Here is a 19,580-nt window from a genome sequence, read left to right as displayed (position 1 = left end):
CCGTCTTGAACAAGTTCATTAGCGCATTTTTGCTCATTTTTATTTCGTGCCCAGTTTGGGCATCTTCTGCTGGTCATATTGATTTAACTAGCTCAGTCGCAGGCTTTGTTGCCATCACATTGTTTTCTATTGCTTATTTGTTAGTGATAGGTGAAGAATTTATCCATCTTCGCAAATCTAAACCTGTATTGGTCGCTGCAGGTGTTATCTGGTTTATCATTGGCTGGGTTTATACCCAGCATGGTATACCGGCACAAGCTGAGCATGCGTTTAATCATAACCTGTTGGAATATGCCCAGTTGTTACTATTTTTGCTAGTTGCCATGACGTACATCAATGCGTTGGAAGAGCGAGGTGTCTTTGATGGCCTACGTATCTGGATGATAGCGAAGGGCTTAAGTTTACGTAGCTTGTTCTGGCTTACCGGGTTACTGGCGTTTGCGATTTCATCATTTGCCAACAATCTGACTACCGCAATGTTAATGTGTGCGATTGTGTTAAAAGTGGCGCCTAAGGATATCAAGTTTATCAATATTGCCTGTATTAACATTGTCGTCGCGTCAAATGCTGGTGGGGTATTTAGCCCGTTTGGTGATATCACCACATTGATGATATGGCAGGCGGGGTTAGTAAAATTTCAGCAATTTTTTGTGCTGTTTGTCCCATCGTTTGTTAACTTTTTTGTTCCAGCCTTGATTATGAGTTTATTTATCTCTAATGAACAATCGACGCCGATCATCGATAATGAATTTACCCTTAAGCGTGGTGCAAAGCGTATTGTTTTCTTGTTTGTATTGACGATAGCAACAGCGGTAATTTGTCATAGCGTTGTCAACATGCCGCCAGTACTTGGCATGATGATGGGACTTGGCTACCTGAAATTTTTAGGCTTTTATTTACGAAAAAGTTTACCTCGCTCGCTCGATAAAAAACGTACTCAGGCGCAATTGCGTAAAGATGAAAAAGCATTGAAGCGTTTGGGTAACATAGTGCCATTTGATATCTTTGATAAAATTGCTCGCGCGGAATGGGATACCTTGCTGTTTTTCTATGGCGTGGTGATGTGCGTTGGTGGTTTGGGCTTTATGGGCTACTTAAGTTTAGTTTCTGAGGTTCTATATAGTCATTGGAGCCCGACCTATGCCAACATTTTTGTTGGTGTGCTGTCAGCAATTGTCGATAATATCCCCGTCGTATTTGCCGTGCTTAAGATGAATCCTGCGATGGACTTGCAGCAGTGGTTACTGGTAACTATGACCGCAGGCGTCGGTGGTAGTTTATTGTCAGTCGGCTCTGCTGCCGGGGTTGCGTTAATGGGACAAACGAAAGGTAAGTACTCCTTTCTAGGCCATTTAAAGTGGAGCTGGGCGATAATTTTGGGTTATGTTGCCAGTATATCTCTGCATTTTTTAATCAATGGCTAAACAATGACTGAAAAGAGTTAGTCAAAACTAGCTCTTTTCAGCAATTAATAAAAAATACTTGAAACTATTCGCTTTATACACCATCTCTATTAATAGAGTCTGCTAAATTTAAGTTGTGCAGTGTTCAGAGTATTTTTTGTTGTCTCATTATTTTTTTCTATCTGTTCTCTATTGGAGCAGAGTTATGATTTTGTTGAAAATGACGACCTAAATACGGTTAAGCAACTCATTCTAGATACGCCGCAAGAGCTAGATACTGATTTTGATTTGCCGGTTGCTGTAAGTTATGCCAATCACTCTGTATCATTATTGACTTGCTCTCTTGGTCTGATAAATAAACCATCTTTTATTGCCTTAAGCTCACCCTATCAATTAATTAATCCTCGCGCTCCACCTAACATTGCTGTTTTTAGTTAACAGCTATCATCTTTTCTTCTTTTTGTGTGAGTGCTGGTGGTTGATCTCCTGTTAAGCCGGATTTCGGTTAATAGAATGATTTGACACTCTTAATAGCCTGTTAACTAAAAACTTTTGCTATCGACCTTAGCGTTATTGTCGCTCAGGGTTTTCCAATTTTATTTTAGTTTTGAGGTGGTTATGAAAAATTTACACTTATTTAATTTAGAGCAGATTGATCAAGTGGTCTCTCCCGAATACTTTGAACAAACCACACTTGCTTCACCAGCGGATAAGATTTTTACTGATTTTAAGGCTCATCAGCCGTTAGTGATTGACGGTGACACATTAGCGCAAGACGCGTTAACTATGATGAGAAAAAGTCACGTGCAAATGAAAATTGTGGTGTCACATGATAATGATTTTTTAGGTATTATCAGTACGAATGAGTTATCAGAACAGTCATTGTTAGCAGAAATGTCAAAGGGGGTTAACCGTGAGGATATTTTGGTGACGGATATGATGTTAGCTAAACAGGCGTTACATGCTTTTGATTATTCTGAATTACAACGTTCCAGTGTCAATGATGTGGTGACGACACTTAAAAGTTACGGCTTACGTCATTGTCTGGTGGTGGATCGTCAGCATCATCATATCCGTGGGGTGATATCAACCAGTGATATTGCTCGTAAGCTTCATTTGCCGATTGATATCAATATTAAAACTTCATTTAGTGAATTGTTCGAAGTGATCCACGGCAAAGCCGTTTGCTAATTGCTGACTCGCTTTTTAGCAAAAGCCCTAGTGTAACAACGACACTAGGGCATTTATATTAAATTATTGTTGGCTGGATTGCTGTTTGATCAGTGCCTTTATTTCTGCCAGCTCTTGTTGTAATTCTGTTAGCGAAGGCTCTTTCGACTTTCTCATGCTAGCGTGTTCCTCTTCCATGACATTAACCACTATCCCTATCACCATATTTAAGAAGGCAAACGCGGTAAAAAAGATAAACGTCAGATAGAACACCCAGCTCCATGGATAGACTTCCATCGTTTCATATTGAATATCAGTCCAGTCTTCAAAGGTCATAATGCGAAATAGTGTCAGCATGGAAATCGCAATGTCTCCCCATAGTTTTGGATTGATATCTTTAAAAACGAAGCTGCCGATAGCGGCATAGATATAAAAGATGATAAACATTAGTAAAATAACATAGCCAAGCTGAGGCATGGCTTTAAGCAGAGAATTGATCAGTACTCTAAGCTCAGGTACAACTGAAACCATACGGAGCACGCGAAAAACCCTGACCAGCCGTGCTAATAGCGCCATTTCGCTGTTATCAATTGGAATGAGGCTGACCAACACCACTAAGGTATCAAAGACATTCCAGCCTTTTTTAAAAAAGTGACGTTTATTGTTATCGGCAATAAAGCGAATACAGATCTCGACTAGAAAAAATAAGGTGATAAATGCATCGAGTATCGAGGTGAACGAATAGGCTTGATCTGATAACTCAAAAGTTTTTGCGCCAATTTCTAGCGCCGAAATGATGATCACTGTGACTACAGAGAGCTCAAACAGCTTATTCTCTTTTAAACGATAGAGGTTTTCTTTGATTGATTGATACATGATTAATTTAGGGTATAGCAAATGACAAAATTGTCAGGATTATACCGAGTAATATGTCCACTGTGGATGAAAATCAACACTTAGTACTTTTCATCGCGCTAACCTACTGAGGCGATATATGATTTAATCAATAAAAATGTTATAAAAGAGCCATAATATAGCGCTAATAAAAAATGGAGTGTTAATGCTAGGTGGTGGTCGCCTTTTAGTATTAGCTGTGTCATTTGTGCTCGTTACTGGGATAAGTTTCAGTAGTTGCGCATTTGACAATGTAGTTAAGGACAAACTGGCTGAAATACAACAATTACAAGATACTCAGCAGGCATTGCAGGCCGTCGATGGTTTGCTGCGCAGTGGTTCCTATTCGCTCGCCGAAAAGGTGGAAATTCTTAATATTCAGGCCAAGTTATATTTTCGGCAACGAAACTTTGACCAGGCGCTTGATACTGTATCCTCAGTATTGATGATTGCCGAGGAAAAATCTTGGCCTGACGTGGCGGCTGTAGCCTATAAGATGCAAGGGATTTTTCATTATTATCAGGGAAATTTTCCCAAAGCATTAACTTCTTACCAACAAGCATTACAGCGCTATCAGCCGTTAGAAAAAAAGGTTGAACAGGCGAATTTATACAATAATATCGGTCTAGTTTATGCGGCGATGGGACAAACGTTAAAAGCCTTAGACAGTTACCAGTTAGCAGAAGTTATATACAAGCAACATGGTACTGACGTTGATTTGGTGGACATCCGTTATAATATTGCCGGTCTGTATTTGCGGCTTAGGCGCTATGATCTGGCGATTGAAATGTTTAATCAGGTACAGGCTAAACGTAAGCTTTTTAATGATCAGGAAGGCTTAGCGAGCGTGCGTTCTGATCTTGGTGTGACTTATAAGCATAGCGGTGATTTTCCTCGGGCGATAGAGCACTTGTTACTGGCGTTGAACTATTATCGACAAACGCAAGATAACTATCATTTAGCGTCGAGCTATCACAATTTGGCGGAAGTTTATAATGAGCTTCATCAAGTTGATGAAGCGCAGCATTATGCGCAATTGGCACTTAACATCAGTGAACAATATAAGTTTAATGCTATTACCGCAGGTAGTTTACAGAGTTTAGCACAGGCATTGTTTGTTCAGGGGCAAACGGAAAAACCATTAGCGTTATTACACCGTTCCAGTGAAATCGCACAAGCTTTAGATTACCAACAACAATTAAGGGCTAATTTATCCTTGCTTCCTATGGTTTATAGTGCAACAGGAAACAGAGTCGCAGCGTTAAAAAGCTATCAGGAATTTATTGCGCTTAACCATAAACTCTCTAATGATCAACTCAATGAATATTTAGCAAAATTTGAATCTGCAGAATTAAAGCAACAAGTTGCTCAATTGCAGCAAAGCAAAAAGCTCAAGCAGCTAGAAATCGCGCAGGCGAATCAAAAGCAAAACCTAGCGATAGGGGCGGTAATACTAGTGCTGTTAATTTTGTTTTTGAATTACCGCAGACAGGTTGATCGACGATTAAAGTCTGAACTGGCGGTACAGGTAAAACAAAGAACGATAGAATTAGAAAAGCTTACTGAGCAGCTTAAACAGGCGAACAGCATAAAAAGTCAGTTTTTGGCAAATATGAGCCATGAAATACGTACGCCACTCACCGCTATTATTGGTCAGGCCGAGGCCATTATCAGTGGTGATGTCGATCAGCAATACCTTGAGAAAGAAGTAGAGATTATTCACGGGAATAGTTTGTATCTGCTTGAGCTAATTAATAATATTTTAGACTTAAGTAAGATTGAAGCTAATAAACTTGAGCTCGAGTTACAGATGGAGGATTTGCATCAGATCCTGACTGAATTGGCTAATATGTTTACTGAACAGGCGTATAGTAAAGGACTTGAATTTAAGATCACCCATCATTTGAGCTCGCCTTTTATCGTCGAAATTGATGGCCTCAGAGTAAAACAGGTACTGATAAACCTATGTTCGAATGCGATTAAATTTACGCCGCGCGGTAGTGTAAATATCAACGTCTCTGTGCAGAAAAATGAACTGATATTTAAAGTGACTGACACAGGTATCGGTTTAAGTTATACCCAAATCCAGCAAGTTTTTGAAAGTTTTACTCAAGGGGATAGTAGTATTAGTCGGCGCTTTGGTGGCTCCGGGCTTGGTCTATGCCTGTCTGAACAATTAGCGCGTTTAATGAATGGCCGTATTGAAATAGACAGTCAGCTTAATCAAGGCAGTACCTTTTCACTGATCATTCCATTTGAGCATTCGCTGGAGCAAGGGCAAGTAGCCAAAGCGCAAACCGTGTTATCAAAAGTTGAACGACCCGCTGAGCAAACTTATTTCAATGGTACTGTGCTATTAGCCGATGATCATGATGATAATCGTCGTTTGATCGCACGTTTTTTAAAAACGCTAGGCTTAGACGTGATTGGTGCCTGTAACGGTCAAGAAGTGATAGATTTATACGCTGATCATAAACCTCAGCTTATTTTACTAGATATTCAAATGCCGGAAATGGATGGCATTGAAGCCTTTACTATTTTAAGACAGCAGGGCTGTAGCGTTCCAATTATAGCCCTTACCGCGAATGCGATGTCACATGAAGTGGCTCATTATATTGAATTAGGCTTTACCGCTCATTTGAAAAAACCGATTGAGCGTAAAGCTTTTATTAATACTATTGCTCAGTATCTTCATTGTGATGTCTCGGTAGAAGATGCTAATCAATCGCTTGAACAAGTGGATATGTCTGATCTGGTGCAGCAATTTAAATCTAATCTGGCATTAGAACAGCAAGATATTGTTGCTCATCTTAATGCTGATAATTATGATTTACTGAAAGAGCTGGTGCATCGTATCGCCGGTGCGGCACAAATGTTTGGCTTTAGTATGTTGTCTAGAAGGGCGCTCGATTTGGAAATAGCCGTAAAATCAGAGCGCTATTCAGATGTTAATGATTTAACACAATTATTATTAAACGAAATAGATCAAGTACTGTGGTAGCGGCTAACTGCTCGCTGCCAAGGCTACGTTAATGTCATCTACTTTACTTGAAATTATTGCGGTTCCTGATATTGAAAAACTTCCGCTAGAGAAGTGCTAAATACTTCGGCCATCATAGTGCTCTTTGCGATAATAGACTAACTGTGCGCCGTATTTACAAATTTCTGACAGCAGAAAACCAATAAGCAAGGTGTTGCAAATATTATATTGTGGTGCTAATTCACTGAAGGCAAAATGTGTTGCCAATTGCTCGTCCATTACTGAAGAAAGATATACCTGACCCAAAACGCCGATCACCGTTAGTGACAGTATAAAGTAGCCAAAACGGTCACTTTTATAGCCAAAAAGTTTATCTCATTCGTCTCCACCTTTACTGGTTTCTTTGACATATAAAATACAAAGCACAATTTGAATATATTATTTAGCAAAATACTCCAGAGCATAGCTTCAATAAATAAGCCAATGCTCATGGGCTCCGTTAATGCGGTTTGATTTAAGCCAAGTAGGTAATTGCTGAGAATGTAGATGGAAACCAGTAGCGATGCCTAGGTAGCTTTTTCATTTAATGACATTGATGTCTCCATAATTCTACAGGGTGTTAAAAATATTTGATTTTTAACATCGCCGATTGAAGCAATAGTGTCGTTTGATATTTTAAGCGTTACAGAAGGAGATAATGATCAGAGCTTGACCTTACCGAGGAGAATGTCTTTAAACATCACCCAGTCACCGATTAAGCTGTAAATTGGATAGGTGAAGGTGGCAGGCTGGTTCTTTTCAAAGAAAAAGTGGCCAACCCAGGCAAAGCCATAACCTATCAATGGCAGTAGTAATAGTAGTTTATATTGTGCCTGTATCAGGTAAAAAGCAATTATCACCAGCACCAGTAATGAGCCAGTAAAGTGCAGACGTCGGCATATTCGATTTTGATGCTGGCTTAAATAAAACGGATAAAATTCTGCGAAACTTTGGTATTGTTTTGCCATCGTGCGTTAGTATTCGTCAGAGCTTTGAACTTAATACCTTGATGCCAAGAGCAATCATTGCCACTCCCAACACACGATCAAGCCAATGGCCCATTTTTTGAAAACTTCGATTGATTTTTGGGCGAGATAATAGAAATACCACTGTAGCGAACCAGGTAAATTGTAAAATCATCATCCAAATACCGTATATAACCAGGTGCTGTAATGGAAGATCCGGTGAAATAACAAGGGTAAACAAGGCAACAAAATAAATTGGCGCTTTCGGGTTTAGAGCATTGCATAAAAAACCAAGGCCAATAGTTTTCATATTAGAGCGCTTATTTGCTGGCAATACCTTAAGCTCACTGCCTTGTGTCGCTTTAGATTTAAGCCCTTGATAACCGAGATAAATAAGATAACCGCCGCCAAGTAGTTTTATCAGCCATAGTAAAGACGCCGAGTTGGCAATGACCGCCGCTAAGCCTAATGCGGAATAAATGATGTGAATTGCTAAGCCAAGTGCTATGCCTAAACTGCACAGTAGCCCGGCTTTTTTACCATTGGATAAGGTTTGCTGTGATACTAACACGAAGTCAGGCCCCGGGGCAGCGGCCGCTAATAGGTGAATAGAGGTCAACATTAATAACCCTGACAATAAATCCATAACACCAGCTCCTAAATTCGCGCAAAATTCAACCCTATCACTGCTAGTATGTTAGCGCAATTCTTAGCTTGCGAAATATCTTAGGTGTTGGATAATGGCGCGATTATTTGATGTGAAGAGCTAACTAAGAGCTACCTATGCGGCTGGATAAATTTATATGTAAAAGCACTGAACTGACCCGTACTGAAGCGAAAAAGTTATTAAAAACCGGGGAAGTAAAAGTTAATGGTGAAGTCGTTAAAAATGGTGCCACTCAGGTACATGAAAATAACACTATTACGATTGACGATCAGGTGTTAACGCCACGCAGCTCTCGCTATATCATGTTGCATAAACCTGCGGATACCATTTGTTCTAATGTTGATGAAATATACCCGTCAGTCTTACATTATATTGATGTTGATAAAGCCTTTGATTTACATATTGCAGGACGGTTAGATGCCGATACCACTGGCCTAGTGTTGATCACCGATGATGGTCGCTGGTCACACAATGTTATTTCACCGAAAAAAGAATGCGAGAAAGTCTACCGGGTATGGCTAAGAGACATATTAAAAGCTGATACCGCAGAAAAATTTGCCGTGGGTGTTCAGTTACAAGGGGAAAAATCACTCACGAAGCCTGCAAAGTTGCAAGTTATTGCCGAGCAAGAGATATTGTTGACCATTACAGAAGGTCGCTACCATCAGGTAAAGCGTATGTTTGCTGCGGTAGGCAATAAAGTCGTGGGATTGCATCGTGAGCAGATAGGTCAAGTTAAACTTGCGAACTTAGCCGTTGGCGAGTGGCGCTACTTAACTGAGCAAGAAATCGCTTGTTTTAGTTAACAAATAGCGATGAACTCAGAGTGATAGTTGTCAAAAACGTTCAAATATTATTAAAGTTCTGTTAATTATTGCCGATATTTTATTCAGTAACAGTTAAAAAGAGTATTTAAAATATAGGTTAATTTATGGACGTGTTAGCTGAGTTATTACCACCATCTTATTTGGTAAAGTCTGAAAATACAGCGAAAGATAAAAAACAAAGAAGCAGACATTATCGAAAAAATGCCAGTCAGTATTCACAAAATGATCAGGAGTTGGCTGTAAAAAGTTCTCATGCTGAGCAGAACACTAACTGGGACCAAGTCGATCGCCGTTCGGGTAAAGATCGTCGTCATAATAATAAATGCCGTGGCCGCTGGTTAGAATCGCGTGCTGAAAAAGATCGCAGACAACAATCAAAAGCGATTGAAATCAAAATATAAAACTAGTTTAGCTGACATAGCGGTCGGCCTGAACCGACCCGATGGTTGATATTAATACTAGGCTAGTGATTTTACTTTTTATTTAGTTCGTTAAATGTTGCTAACTGTTCCTCAGTTGCCGGCTGTTGGTATTGTTCTTTCCATTGCTCGTAAGGCATACCGTAGACTTGCTCGCGTGCCTGTTCAATGTCGATATCTACTCCTAACTTTTCTGCTTCGGCAACTGTCCATTTAGCAAAACAATTACGGCAGAACCCCGCTAGGTTCATGAGCTCAATATTTTGTACGTCTTTGCGGCTGTCTAAATGGCGTAATAGGCGGCGAAATACCGCTGCCTGAATTTCTATGTCTTTTTCCATAATATCCTCGATTATCTGATAGCTATTTATCTTGCTATTTGGTCTTCAGCCTCAATTTGCTCTGGCGGCTCAGGTCGGTCATGACGACGAATTTGCACTATTAATCCCATATAGGGATGATCAAAATAATGCACTTCTTGGCTGATCATCCGTCGTTGCTGTTGAAAGCGAATGGCCTTGGTTTCAACTTCTGTATTAGGGCGCAGCGCTAAACTGCTTTGTTGTGCTAAGGTTAAATTTAAAATATTAAAATCAGCAGCGACATTAAGATAAACCCCTTTTAAAAAGACATTGATAAAGCCAGTTAAATACCAAGGTTGAATGGGTAATTTTGGCCCTTCAGTTAACACTGATTGCTCTGCTAGCCGTTCGCTAAATGATAAGGCAGGTTGATCGAGTTGCGCTAGTACGCTTTCGCTGTCGTTAATGTCAGAGATTTGGTTAAATATGGTTTGCAATTGTTGCTGCTTTGCTTGCTCAAGCAGCTGTTTACGCGACAGGGCTGTGTTGATTGCTGCAGAATCCTGGTTAGCAAAAATGGCACTGAGCTGAGCTTCTTGTTCTGCATCTAGCCGTTGCTGCTCAAGGAACTTTGCCTGCTCTTTAGCATAATGGGCGTTAAAGTTATCGCCGGCAAAGAGCTTTACTGGTGTGGCATCAGGTAAATCAAATACCGGCTGGCGCCATGCCATATGCAGTAATGGACGAAAGTTTTTACTGCGACGCAGTTGTTTAACAATATCGTTAAGCTGTAATGACTGTTTCGCCACCAGATAGGGCTGTTCACTATATAAATCTTCGGTGCCATCCACAGTTAGCGGCATTTTGTTGACGAGAAAGCCGTTATAGCTATAGAGATTAGTATCAGGGTTTAACTGGTTAAATTCTGCTTCGCTAATTTTGCACAAGGTATCTGGTGTTTGCTCTGTTAACTTGTTGTAGTTAAACGGCATTGTGCTAAAGGCTAACTCAGCTTCAGCAACGAATGCTTTTTGTTGCTTAGTAATGCCAGCTGGTGCAGCACTTGTTTCATTATTAGCTGGCGCAGTTAAACTATCACTTTGTTTGTTATTCTCAGCCCTAGCAGTGTCTGCTTTTTCATATGCAGGTCTGACCCGATCAAAAAAATCATCTTCATTTTGTGCTGTTGTTAAGTTTGGCTGTACTGCCTGATTTTCTTGCTGCCTTTGGGCTTGGCTATCAACAGAAGCTTGTTCTTGCTTGAGAGTTTCTTGCTGTAGCGGTAGCTGGTGAATTTCTGCTAACGTTAACAGCGGATGTAACTCAGGTAAATGGCTAGCTTGCTCCAGCAAACTTGACGGATATTTAGGGGAGTCACAATCAGGCAATTGCTGCTTGAGTGCCTTAATATCGGGCAATAGATACGGCGTTAATAAATCCAGAGACTGATGATATTGAGGTAATGGGCTGTATTCAGAGAACACTTCAGCTTGTTTGCTTTTATCGTGCAATTGACTTATTAAAATGATCTCTATTTCAAACCATTCACCGCTCCATTTACTCGCTGCAAAGGTGCCGACAGAAAACGTCAGGCTTAATAGCAAAACAGCAGCTTGTTTTATATTCATTGATTTTTTAACCTTGCGTGTTGGCGAAGATTGATAATGAAAATATCATCATACCTGTTATTGATAGTTCTGTTAATTAAGTTTTTTACTTAAGTCATTGATAATAGAAGTGACCATAGTAAAGCGTGATTTTGCATCTTCGGTGGCTCGATTGAACTTTAATTTATTGGCGCCATCCATTTTAAAGACACTTGGTTGTTGTTGGATCAGGCTGATAATAAATACCGGATCTACTTTCGTATCATCACTAAATTCAATCGAACCGCCATTAGGGCCTGCTTCAATGCGGGCGATACCGATTTTTTGTGCTTTTAATTTTAATTTAGCGATATGGATCAGGTTTTTCGCAGGTTGAGGCAGTAAGCCAAAACGGTCAATGAGTTCTACCTGAATATCATCTAACTCTGTTTTACTGTCGCAGCTGGCGATACGTTTATAAATACTCAGGCGTAGGCTGACATCGAATATATAATCGTCAGGCAATAACGCCGGTACCCGCAGATCAATTTCTGTTTGCTTAGACAATACTTGATCTAATGATGGCTGTTTACCTTCTTTTAATGCCGCGACCGCTTGATCGAGCATTTCCATATAAAGGCTAAAACCGACCTGACTCATTGAGCCACTTTGCTCTTCACCTAACAATTCACCAGCGCCGCGAATTTCGAGGTCATGTGTTGCTAGGGTAAAGCCTGCGCCTAAGTCTTCTAACGATGCGATAGCCTCTAAACGTTTTTTGGCGTCTTTGGTCATGCGTTTTTCGTGCGGCGTTAATAAATAGGCATATGCCTGATGATGGGAGCGACCGACACGGCCCCGTAATTGATGCAGTTGTGCTAAGCCCAAATGATCGGCCCGGTCCATAATGATGGTATTAGCGCTCGGAATATCGATACCGGTTTCGATAATGGTGGTACAGACCAGCACGTTATAGCGCTGGTGATAAAAATCACTCATTACACGCTCCAGATCCCGTTCTCGCATCTGGCCGTGGGCAGTAATAACTTTTGCTTCCGGTAGTAGCTCCTCAATATCGGCGGCCGTTTTTTCAATGGTATCGACATTATTATGTAAGAAATAAACCTGACCACCACGGAGAATTTCCCGCAAAATTGACTCACGGATCAAAGCGTTGTCTCTTTGTCTGACAAAGGTTTTTACCGCTAAGCGTTTAGCAGGAGGGGTGGCGATAATGGATAAGTCGCGCATCCCGCCCATCGCCATATTTAGCGTTCTCGGGATCGGAGTTGCGGTGAGCGTTAAAATATCAACATTGGCGCGTAACTGTTTAATTTTTTCTTTTTGCTTAACGCCGAATCTATGTTCTTCATCAACGATTAGTAAACCAAGTTCATGATAGTTAATGCTATTTTGTAAAAGTTTATGGGTGCCTATCAAAATATCGACATGACCTGACTCTACTTTCGCAATCACTTCATTTTGTTGTTTAGTGGTTTTAAAGCGCGACAATACTTCAATGTTAACCGGCCAGTTAGCGAACCTGTCTTTAAAGTTTTCATAATGTTGTTGTGCCAGTAAGGTGGTAGGGACCAACATTGCTACTTGTTTGCCATCGTTGACTGCGACAAATGCGGCACGCATGGCCACTTCGGTTTTACCAAAGCCGACATCACCACAGACGAGTCGGTCCATGGTTTTATTTGACAGCATATCGCTGATCACTGCATTGATCGCTTGTTCTTGATCTAAGGTTTCTTCAAAACCAAAACTGTCGGCAAAAGCGCGATAATCGTCTTTGTTACGATTAAACTGATAGCCAGTGTTACTGGCGCGTTTGGCATAAATATCCAAAAGCTCTGCTGCGACATCTTTGACTTTTTCTGCCGCTTTTTTCTTTGCTTTACTCCAGGCATCATTACCTAATTTATGTAATGGCGCATGTTCAGCATTAGTACCTGAGTAGCGGCTGATCAAATGTAGTGACGCTACCGGCACATAAAGCTTGGCATCGTTGGCATAACTTAAGGTTAAAAATTCGGTGCTAATACCGCCGGTTTCCAGCGTTTGTAATCCAAGGTAACGACCAATACCATGCTCGATATGCACCACAGGCTGACCAATTGACAACTCAGCTAGGTTTTTAAATATCGCGTCAGCTTGTATATCTTGCTGTTTTTTACGACGTCGTGCCTGACGAACGCGATCGCCTAATAGTTCCGCTTCGGTGACTAATGCGATACAGTGCTTAAGTGATTGACCTTTATGTTGAAAGACAAAGCCCTGACTTAAGGCATTAACTGTGATCCCAATTGCTTCGCCTGAATCAATAAAATCCTCAATAGTAGGAAATAACGGCGGTGTTATTTGGTTGCGTTTAAGCAGCTCTAACACGCTTTCTCTGCGGCCCTGACTTTCGGCAACAAAGAGAATTTTTGCTGGTGTTTTTGGATCACTAATAAATTGATTTAATAGCTCAAACGGCTGTTTTAACTGATGATTAACGGTTAAGTCTGGTAATGGGGTTACATCATAACTGATGAGTCCTTTACTGCTTTTATTGTCAGTTAGACTTTCATCGCTTATCGCATGAGTGTTAATGGTTATACGTTCAAACGGCTTTATTGCAGAGTAAAGTTCATCGGTGTTTAAAAACAGGATGCTAGGCGTTAGTAAAGGCCGAGTCGGGTCGTAACGTCGGTCTTCATAACGGTATTCTACGTCAACCCAGTATTGCTCAATTGCTTTGTCGATATTACCTGAAACTATCACTAAGGTGTTTTGTGCTAGGTAATGACATAAATGACTGGTTTGCTCAAAAAATAGCGGTAAATAATATTCGATGCCCGCTGGCATAATACCGTTACTGACTTGATGATAAATGGACTCTTTATCTATGGTGCCGGTAAATAATTCGCGATATTGGCGACGAAACAGATTAATGCCGTCTTGATCGCTAGGAAATTCATGTGCTGGTAGTAATTCTATCGTTTCGACTTTATCTCGAGATCTCTGGTTATCTGGATCGAATAAGCGAATTTCTTCAATTTCATCATCAAAGAAGTCTAGTCGAAATGGTGTGTTGCTGCCCATAGGAAACAGATCAAGAATGGCTCCTCGGGCGGAAAACTCACCGTGTTCCATCACTTGATCAACACAACGATAACCACTGGCTTCGAGCTCCTGACGCAATTGGTGGAGATCTTTTTTATCGCCTTTGTTAATTAACAGACTGTTGCTATCTAAATATTGCTTTGGTGGCAACCGTTGGATCAAGGTCGTTACCGGTACAATGACAATACCTCGTTGCATCCGTGATAACTGGTATAAGGTTGCCAAACGCTGCGAGATAATGTCCTGATGCGGCGAAAAGGTATCGTAGGGTAAGGTTTCCCAGTCAGGAAACAGACAAACAGAGAGCGTTGAATCTTGTTGTAAACTCAGTAATTCTTGCTCAAGCCGCAATGCCGATGGGGTATCATGAGTGATCAGTAATATCGGACGTTCTGCCTGTTGAGCTGCCTGATAAATAGCGAGTGTCGCACTGGAGCCGGGCAGATTTAACCAGGATTTTTTATCGGTTGTTTTTCCAGTACTTTTTGTTAAAACAGGGGAAAGTAGAAAGTGTTGTTTACTCATGAAATATAGTTTTACTGTCTGTTGTTTTTATTAGGACGTGTTAAAAGTTTGTGCTTAATGATATCACGAGTGAAATTGCAAAAGGGCAATTTGCTGGGAAATTTTTAATTATTTCACTTTAAGTGTCAGTAATGAGTGAGGGAAGCGTTAAATCACAAGCGCATAGTAAAATAAACGCGTATAATTGCCACTTAGTTAGTAATGATATTTTTTCCCGAAAGTTTTGGAGCACTAAGTGACGAATAATGATGTGTTACGCCGTTTACGCTATACCTTTAATTTAAATGATAACAAGGTGGTGAATATTTTTAAGCTCGCAGCATGTAACGTCACCACGGAGCAAGTGAAACATTGGTTAGCTAAAGACGACGATCCGACGATAGTGCCTTTAACGGATGTTGAATTAGCGAGCTTTCTCAATGGTTTTATTATTGAAAAGCGTGGCAAAAAAGACGGCGAGCAGCCAGTTAATGAGAAAGAGCTAACGAAGAACCTGATATTGCTGAAATTGAAAATTGCGTTGAAGCTGCAAAATGATGACATTATCAGTTTATTGGCAACAGCTGGCTTTAATGTTGGCAAAGCGGAGTTAACGGCGTTTTTTAGGAAACCGGATCATAAAAATTATCGTCACTGTAAATGGCAGTTTTTAAGAAATTTTCTACAAGGGCTACAAGACAAATACCGTGTTGCTTCACCTGTCGTTAAGTCGCAAAACAACGGGAAAAACAAGCCTCATTATGCGGATAAAAAGTCAGTCAGTACGGGACAAAGTAAAAAAACTCACTATGTGAATCCGAACGCCAAGCCCGCAGAAAAGTCTTCTACCCGAAAAGTATTAAAGCTTAAGCCTGAACAGATATATAAGAATAGTTAATTTCGGAGCGCTAGTACCCACATAAAATATAAGGACTCTTAACCAGTTTTGATCTAAATCAATACAGCAATTAACACTAGGGTTAAAATTATTAGCAATGTTAATTGTTAGAAATGGATTATGACTGAAAAGCCCGTTGTATATGCTTGCTCTGGTTGCTCAAATGTAGCCCGTATTGCTCATGATATCTCGTTGAATTTAGACAGTGATGGTATTGCTGAAATGTCTTGTGTTTCTGGCGTAGTCAGTGACGTTGAGCCTGTTAAAGCGATTGCCACGTCTGGTAGAAAGATTATTGCCATTGACGGTTGCCAGTTACAATGCACTAAAGCCTGTCTTGATATGGCACAAGTGGACACCGCTCACTATTTTGTGATTACTGATTTAGGTATTGAAAAGCGGGATAAGTGGCAAGACTCGCTGATCGAAAACAGCAAAGCGTTAAACCATGTTTATCAGCAGTTGGCAGAGCAGGGTATTAGTTTTCCTGAATAGTCTGACAGTCTCTTTCTGTTATTCTTATTCTGCTGTTTTATACGCGGACGAGCTTAGCGTTATTATTCGATTTATTTATCTGTGAAAATCAGTAATATAGTGTGACTTAGTTCTTTTCCCTGAGGCATCAGATGAGTCTGCTAACTGATCATTATTATGCACTTAACGGTGATACCGTCACCCTAATTCCTTTATCTCAAACGCATGCGCAAGAGCTGGTCTATGCCGCCAATGATGGCGAATTATATAACCTTTGGTTTACCAGTGTGCCTAATGACGTCACCATCAATAATTATTTAGATAAAGCTATGACTCAGTTGTCAGCTGGCACCGCATTGCCCTATGTGGTTATGGAAAATGTCAGTGGTAAAGTGATCGGCACGACACGTTTATGTAACGCTGATAGTGATCATCGACGAATAGAAATTGGTTACACCTGGTATAGTAAAAGTTATCAGCGCACAGCGGTTAATACTGAAGCTAAGTTATTATTACTTACTCACGCTTTCGAACGACTGAAAGTGATTGCGGTCGAGTTTCGTACTCACTGGCATAATCTGGCATCGCGGGCGGCAATTGCTCGTTTAGGTGCTAAACAGGACGGGGTGTTACGCAATCATCGTATTCATTCGAATGGCGAATATCGCGATACAGTGGTTTTTTCTATTATTGAGCATGAATGGCCGATGGTGAAAAAATCGTTGCAATTTAAAACACAGCAATATCGTTAGTTGTCAGGCTAAGAGATGAAAGCGACAGGGAGAGTGATAAAAGTATTTCCGGATGACATCAAAGGTGCGAAGCACCAAAAGTTCACCGTGAAATTGAAAAATAATAAAACTGTACTGGTCGTGCATAATATCAGTATTGCGCCGAAGGTCTATGGCTTAAAAGTGGGTGATAAGGTGGAATTTCTTGGCCAATACCAATGGAACAGTCAAGGAGGCATGGTCCACTGGACCCATCATGATCCGCACGGCGAACATCCGGTTGGTTGGATCAAGCATAATGGTAAGCTTTACAGTTAAGCACCTATTTTCAGTCACTATTTTGAATGCTCGCTATACTCATTGGTAAGGCGAGTGTTAGTACTTATTAAGTTATATCGTATCTAAGAGAGGAATTATGAGATTTTTATCTCGACGTTTGGTGATGCCAAATGATTTAAATTACGCTTATTCATTATTTGGTGGCCGAGCATTACAGTGGATTGATGAAGAAGCAGCGATTTACGCGATTTGTCAGTTAGAGAGCAATTGCCTGGTGACTAAGCATATAGGTGAAATAAGTTTTGAAGCGCCGGCAATGCAAGGGGATGTCGTTGAGTTTGGCCTGGAAACTAAAGAAGTAGGGCGAACATCAATTACTGTCTCTTGTTTAGTGCGCAATAAAGTAACGAAGAAAACCATTTGTTTTGCTGACGATATTGTATTTGTTAAGGTAGATCCAAAAAGTCGAAAAGCTGTAGCGCATGGTAAAACCAAAGAAATGCTGGTCAAGCAGACTATCGATGAAGTTAAATCTTTAAATCTTAGCTGATCGCTATTTCAACTTAGCGTCTTATTGTCATTTAAATACTAAAAAGTTGTCACTTTATTGTCATAAATAGCGGCTAATTTGGTCACTATGACGATGTTTGAAAGTATTTATCAAGCTGATTTGCGGTTGCTAATGTGGTGTCAGAAATCACGTTTTTATCCGCAATTCATCGCATTTATTCGCGCTATCTCTCGAACCGGTGATGGCTATCTACAAGTACTGTTTCCGCTACTCTATTTACTGGTCAACCCTATTCAAGGGGCCGCATTTTTTCAGCTTGCCATAACCGCCTATGCACTAGAACGACCACTTTATTTTGTCTTGAAAAATATTTTAAAACGGCGCCGTCCACCAGACGTTGTACCTGCATTTACCAGTATTATTCATGCCTCAGATAAATTTAGTTTTCCTTCAGGTCATACGATGGCGGCATTTTTATTGGCTGGACTGGCGGTAGCAACTATAGGACTTGCTGCTTGCGGGCTTTATCTTTGGGCGATAGCGGTGGCAATTTCACGCGTTATTTTAGGGGTTCATTTCCCGACTGACATAATAGCCGGTGCTACCTTAGGTAGCCTGGTAGCTTATTTGATGGTGGTAGTATGAAAATTTTATATGGTGTTCAGGGCACAGGTAATGGTCATATTTCGCGCTCTCGGGTGATGGCAAAATATCTAACACAGCATGATGTTGAGGTGACTTATTTGCTCTCTGGTCGGGAAAAATCACAATTGTTTGATATGGACATTTTTGGCGATTATCTGCACTTTCCCGGACTGACCTTTAAAACCAATCAAGGTAAAATTGACTATACTGGGTCGCTATTTGTCAATAACATGTTTAAGTTTTTCCGGGATGTTGCAGCACTGGATGTTGAACCTTATGATTTAGTGATCACAGATTTTGAACCGATCACCGCCTGGGCGGCAAAAAGGGCGAATAAAGCTTTGCTTGCTATTGGCCATCAATATGCCTTTGGTGCCAATACCCCGGTTGCAGGGAAAAGTGTGATAGCGGCTAAAATTTTGCAGCATTTTGCTCCGGCAGAGCAATCGTTAGGTTTGCATTGGAGTCATTATGACAATAATGTGTTGCCGCCAATTATCGATGTCAATTTAAAGCGGCAAAGCGAACAAGGACCGATCGTAGTTTATCTGCCGTTTGAAGATCAAGCGCAGGTCGTTCAGCTGTTACAGCAATTTCCTCAGCAAAATTTTATTCAGTATAGCGCTGAACTAAGCGCTAAAACGTTGGCTAATGTTGAGCAGAAGAAAACTTGTTATCAAGGGTTCAAGCAAGATCTAGTGCAGGCAAAAGCGGTGATTTGCAATAGCGGCTTTGAACTTAATAGCGAATGTATTCATTTAGGCATTCCCATTTTAACAAAACCTATTCAGGGACAAATGGAGCAGCAGTCTAATGCACTGGCGCTCGCGCAATTAGGCTATGGTAAGGTGATGCAAGAGTTAAGCTTTTCATCGATTGACAATTGGCTGGTGAACTTATCATCGCAAACTATTTGTCGATACCCGGATGTTGCTAAGGAAATTGTCAATTGGCTGCTTAGTGGTCGGCAGCAAGCTATCAGTGAGTTATCGGCTCAGTTATGGCATCAGGTACCTAATTCAGTGGAAGTGGTCAGTTAACTTGTTATTGAAAGAGCTGCGCTAGCTTTTCTTTTTTGTCATAAATTCTACATGGCTGATTCTGCTCAGCCTTTTAGTTCAGTATACTTTGTTACATTTTAGTGGCATGCTACATTTGTTTTTGGTGTGTTG

20 protein-coding genes are annotated in these 19,580 nt (G+C 40.6%); 13 read left to right on the top strand and 7 right to left on the bottom strand.

The features are described from left to right. Positions 1-5: 5 nt before the first annotated feature. From nhaD to QQK06_RS03160, 3 genes are all read left to right on the top strand, one after another. Positions 6-1,424, top strand: a complete 1,419-nt coding sequence (gene nhaD / locus QQK06_RS03170) for a sodium:proton antiporter NhaD (protein WP_284243145.1) — start codon at positions 6-8, stop codon at positions 1,422-1,424. A gap of 120 nt (positions 1,425-1,544) precedes the next feature. Next, positions 1,545-1,841 (top strand): hypothetical protein, encoded by a 297-nt coding sequence (locus QQK06_RS03165; protein WP_284243144.1) that lies wholly within the window; start codon positions 1,545-1,547, stop codon positions 1,839-1,841. A 180-nt stretch (positions 1,842-2,021) separates the two neighbouring features. Beyond that, positions 2,022-2,594 carry a CBS domain-containing protein gene (locus QQK06_RS03160; RefSeq protein WP_284243143.1) on the top strand — a complete coding sequence of 191 codons (573 nt, stop codon included), beginning with the start codon at positions 2,022-2,024 and terminating at the stop codon, positions 2,592-2,594. A gap of 63 nt (positions 2,595-2,657) precedes the next feature. Here the strand turns inward: QQK06_RS03160 and QQK06_RS03155 are convergent, their stop codons facing one another. Then, positions 2,658-3,449, bottom strand: a complete 792-nt coding sequence (locus QQK06_RS03155) for an ion transporter (RefSeq protein ID WP_284243142.1) — start codon at positions 3,447-3,449, stop codon at positions 2,658-2,660. Positions 3,450-3,633: 184 nt separating this feature from the next. Between QQK06_RS03155 and QQK06_RS03150 the strand changes: the two genes are divergently transcribed. Continuing rightward, entirely contained in the window at positions 3,634-6,468 is a 2,835-nt protein-coding gene (locus QQK06_RS03150) for a tetratricopeptide repeat protein (RefSeq protein WP_284243141.1), read from the top strand. A 96-nt stretch (positions 6,469-6,564) separates the two neighbouring features. On the opposite strand, the gene QQK06_RS03145 is transcribed toward QQK06_RS03150, so the two are convergent. The 3 genes from QQK06_RS03145 to QQK06_RS03135 all read right to left on the bottom strand — a co-directional run bounded on the left by QQK06_RS03145 (position 6,565) and on the right by QQK06_RS03135 (position 8,097). Beyond that, the gene (locus tag QQK06_RS03145) at positions 6,565-6,753 is read right to left on the bottom strand and encodes a hypothetical protein (RefSeq protein ID WP_284243140.1); all 189 of its coding nucleotides are present in this window, start codon (positions 6,751-6,753) and stop codon (positions 6,565-6,567) included. Between the two features lie 395 nt (positions 6,754-7,148). Next, positions 7,149-7,454, bottom strand: a complete 306-nt coding sequence (locus QQK06_RS03140; RefSeq protein ID WP_284243139.1) for an Mpo1-like protein — start codon at positions 7,452-7,454, stop codon at positions 7,149-7,151. Between the two features lie 16 nt (positions 7,455-7,470). After that, complete coding sequence (locus tag QQK06_RS03135) at positions 7,471-8,097, bottom strand: LysE family translocator (protein WP_284243138.1); 627 nt, start codon at positions 8,095-8,097, stop codon at positions 7,471-7,473. Positions 8,098-8,234: 137 nt separating this feature from the next. Between QQK06_RS03135 and rsuA the strand changes: the two genes are divergently transcribed. Beyond that, on the top strand, positions 8,235-8,924 hold the full coding sequence (rsuA, locus tag QQK06_RS03130; protein WP_284243137.1) for a 16S rRNA pseudouridine(516) synthase RsuA: 690 nt from the start codon (positions 8,235-8,237) through the stop codon (positions 8,922-8,924). A 125-nt stretch (positions 8,925-9,049) separates the two neighbouring features. Further along, positions 9,050-9,346, top strand: coding sequence for a hypothetical protein (locus QQK06_RS03125; protein WP_284243136.1), 297 nt, complete (start codon positions 9,050-9,052; stop codon positions 9,344-9,346). A 71-nt stretch (positions 9,347-9,417) separates the two neighbouring features. Here the strand turns inward: QQK06_RS03125 and QQK06_RS03120 are convergent, their stop codons facing one another. From QQK06_RS03120 to mfd, 3 genes are all read right to left on the bottom strand, one after another. Continuing rightward, positions 9,418-9,705, bottom strand: coding sequence for a DUF1244 domain-containing protein (locus tag QQK06_RS03120; protein WP_284243134.1), 288 nt, complete (start codon positions 9,703-9,705; stop codon positions 9,418-9,420). 26 nt (positions 9,706-9,731) lie between these two features. Next, complete coding sequence (locus QQK06_RS03115; protein WP_284243133.1) at positions 9,732-11,294, bottom strand: CsiV family protein; 1,563 nt, start codon at positions 11,292-11,294, stop codon at positions 9,732-9,734. A gap of 72 nt (positions 11,295-11,366) precedes the next feature. Beyond that, positions 11,367-14,891, bottom strand: coding sequence for a transcription-repair coupling factor (mfd, locus tag QQK06_RS03110; RefSeq protein ID WP_284243132.1), 3,525 nt, complete (start codon positions 14,889-14,891; stop codon positions 11,367-11,369). Between the two features lie 235 nt (positions 14,892-15,126). Between mfd and QQK06_RS03105 the strand changes: the two genes are divergently transcribed. From QQK06_RS03105 to QQK06_RS03075, 7 genes are all read left to right on the top strand, one after another. After that, entirely contained in the window at positions 15,127-15,768 is a 642-nt protein-coding gene (locus QQK06_RS03105) for a YehS family protein (protein WP_348541173.1), read from the top strand. A gap of 120 nt (positions 15,769-15,888) precedes the next feature. Further along, a complete protein-coding gene (locus QQK06_RS03100) occupies positions 15,889-16,263 on the top strand; it encodes a putative zinc-binding protein (protein ID WP_284243131.1) in 375 nt (124 codons plus the stop codon). Between the two features lie 131 nt (positions 16,264-16,394). After that, positions 16,395-16,994, top strand: a complete 600-nt coding sequence (locus QQK06_RS03095; RefSeq protein WP_284243130.1) for a GNAT family N-acetyltransferase — start codon at positions 16,395-16,397, stop codon at positions 16,992-16,994. A gap of 15 nt (positions 16,995-17,009) precedes the next feature. Beyond that, positions 17,010-17,291 (top strand): DUF3465 domain-containing protein, encoded by a 282-nt coding sequence (locus QQK06_RS03090; protein WP_284243128.1) that lies wholly within the window; start codon positions 17,010-17,012, stop codon positions 17,289-17,291. Between the two features lie 97 nt (positions 17,292-17,388). Further along, entirely contained in the window at positions 17,389-17,802 is a 414-nt protein-coding gene (locus QQK06_RS03085; RefSeq protein WP_284243127.1) for an acyl-CoA thioesterase, read from the top strand. Positions 17,803-17,895: 93 nt separating this feature from the next. Next, complete coding sequence (locus tag QQK06_RS03080) at positions 17,896-18,408, top strand: phosphatase PAP2 family protein (RefSeq protein WP_284243126.1); 513 nt, start codon at positions 17,896-17,898, stop codon at positions 18,406-18,408. Then, complete coding sequence (locus QQK06_RS03075) at positions 18,405-19,448, top strand: MJ1255/VC2487 family glycosyltransferase (protein WP_284243125.1); 1,044 nt, start codon at positions 18,405-18,407, stop codon at positions 19,446-19,448. The genes QQK06_RS03080 and QQK06_RS03075 overlap by 4 nt, the downstream gene beginning before the upstream one ends. Positions 19,449-19,580: the final 132 nt, after the last annotated feature.

Origin of the sequence: Thalassotalea insulae (assembly GCF_030161395.1) — a bacterium.
Taxonomy (GTDB): domain Bacteria; phylum Pseudomonadota; class Gammaproteobacteria; order Enterobacterales; family Alteromonadaceae; genus Thalassotalea_E; species Thalassotalea_E insulae.
The sequence above is the reverse complement of the archived record's forward strand: the minus strand, read 5'-3'. Positions and strand labels throughout refer to the sequence as shown.

Coding starts and splice junctions, on each gene's coding strand:
- QQK06_RS03160 (WP_284243143.1), top strand. CDS start 2,022: ATGAAAAATTTACACTTATTTAATTTAGAGCAGATTGATCAAGTGGTC.
- QQK06_RS03155 (WP_284243142.1), bottom strand. CDS start 3,449: ATGTATCAATCAATCAAAGAAAACCTCTATCGTTTAAAAGAGAATAAG.
- QQK06_RS03150 (WP_284243141.1), top strand. CDS start 3,634: ATGCTAGGTGGTGGTCGCCTTTTAGTATTAGCTGTGTCATTTGTGCTC.
- QQK06_RS03140 (WP_284243139.1), bottom strand. CDS start 7,454: ATGGCAAAACAATACCAAAGTTTCGCAGAATTTTATCCGTTTTATTTA.
- QQK06_RS03135 (WP_284243138.1), bottom strand. CDS start 8,097: ATGGATTTATTGTCAGGGTTATTAATGTTGACCTCTATTCACCTATTA.
- rsuA (WP_284243137.1), top strand. CDS start 8,235: ATGCGGCTGGATAAATTTATATGTAAAAGCACTGAACTGACCCGTACT.
- QQK06_RS03125 (WP_284243136.1), top strand. CDS start 9,050: ATGGACGTGTTAGCTGAGTTATTACCACCATCTTATTTGGTAAAGTCT.
- QQK06_RS03120 (WP_284243134.1), bottom strand. CDS start 9,705: ATGGAAAAAGACATAGAAATTCAGGCAGCGGTATTTCGCCGCCTATTA.
- QQK06_RS03115 (WP_284243133.1), bottom strand. CDS start 11,294: ATGAATATAAAACAAGCTGCTGTTTTGCTATTAAGCCTGACGTTTTCT.
- mfd (WP_284243132.1), bottom strand. CDS start 14,891: ATGAGTAAACAACACTTTCTACTTTCCCCTGTTTTAACAAAAAGTACT.
- QQK06_RS03100 (WP_284243131.1), top strand. CDS start 15,889: ATGACTGAAAAGCCCGTTGTATATGCTTGCTCTGGTTGCTCAAATGTA.
- QQK06_RS03095 (WP_284243130.1), top strand. CDS start 16,395: ATGAGTCTGCTAACTGATCATTATTATGCACTTAACGGTGATACCGTC.
- QQK06_RS03090 (WP_284243128.1), top strand. CDS start 17,010: ATGAAAGCGACAGGGAGAGTGATAAAAGTATTTCCGGATGACATCAAA.
- QQK06_RS03085 (WP_284243127.1), top strand. CDS start 17,389: ATGAGATTTTTATCTCGACGTTTGGTGATGCCAAATGATTTAAATTAC.
- QQK06_RS03080 (WP_284243126.1), top strand. CDS start 17,896: ATGTTTGAAAGTATTTATCAAGCTGATTTGCGGTTGCTAATGTGGTGT.
- QQK06_RS03075 (WP_284243125.1), top strand. CDS start 18,405: ATGAAAATTTTATATGGTGTTCAGGGCACAGGTAATGGTCATATTTCG.